The sequence below is a fragment of the Neisseria sp. P0009.S007 genome, from assembly GCF_051962515.1.
In genome coordinates this window covers 1-1,109 of the sequence record NZ_JBQCVF010000458.1, presented here as the reverse complement: position 1 = coordinate 1,109, position 1,109 = coordinate 1, and the positions used below count along the sequence as shown (strand labels likewise).

1 protein-coding gene is annotated in these 1,109 nt (G+C 50.4%); it reads left to right on the top strand.

Annotated features, from left to right (window positions below):
* A partial coding sequence (gene thrC, locus ACTHS3_RS14045) for a threonine synthase (protein ID WP_440368256.1) occupies nucleotides 1-1,068 on the top strand: 1,068 nt, incomplete at its 5' end.
* Nucleotides 1,069-1,109 lie beyond the last annotated feature (41 nt).

The window sequence follows — 1,109 nt, the reverse complement described above, 5'->3', positions numbered from 1 at the left end:
ATGGCCATGCAATTCTTGGGCAATGCGTTTGAATATGTATTGAACAAAGAAGGCAAAGAACTCAATATCTTAGGCGCAACCAGCGGCGACACCGGCTCTGCCGCCGAATATGCCCTGCGCGGTAAAAAAGGCGTCAATGTCTTCATGCTGTCTCCGGAAGGCAAAATGAGCGCATTCCAACGCGCGCAAATGTTCAGCCTGCAAGATGCCAACATCCACAATATCGCCGTTGAAGGCATGTTTGACGACTGCCAAGACATCGTCAAAGCCGTACAAAACGATGCCGAATTCAAAGCCAAATACCATATCGGCACAGTCAACTCCATCAACTGGGGCCGTATTGTCGCCCAAGTCGTGTACTACTTTGCCGGTTATTTCAATGCCACTTCGAGCAATGACGAAAAAGTCAGCTTCTGCGTACCAAGCGGCAACTTTGGCAATGTCTGCGCCGGCCATATCGCCCGTCAAATGGGCCTGCCTATCCATCGCTTGATTGTTGCCACCAATGAAAACGACGTATTGGACGAATTTTTCAAAACCGGTGCATACCGCCCGCGCAACAGCGAACACACCCACGTCACTTCCAGCCCGTCTATGGATATTTCCAAAGCCTCCAACTTCGAGCGTTTTGTGTTTGACCTGATGGACCGTGATGCAGACGAAATCAAAACATTATGGGCTGAAGTAGGCTCCGGCAAAGGTTTCAATTTGGAATTTGCCTTAAACAAAGTACATCAACAATATGGCTTTGTTTCCGGCAAATCAACCCATGCCAACCGCCTTGCCACCATCAAACAGGTTTACGAACAAGACCGTGAATTGATTGATCCGCATACAGCCGATGGCGTCAAAGTTGCCCGTGAAGTCCGCGAAGCCGGCGAAACCATCGTCTGCCTCGAAACCGCATTAGCTGCCAAATTTGAAGCCACCATCCATGAGGCTGTCGGCGAAGTTTCCATCCCCCGCCCTGCCGCATTGGAAGGCTTGGAAAATCTGCCACAACGGGTCCGTGTTGTCCCTAATAATGCAACGGCAGTGAAAGACATCATTAAGGAAGCCCTGGCTTAACCGGCCGTCCTTGACGACTGCACAGGCCGTCTGAAAAAGTT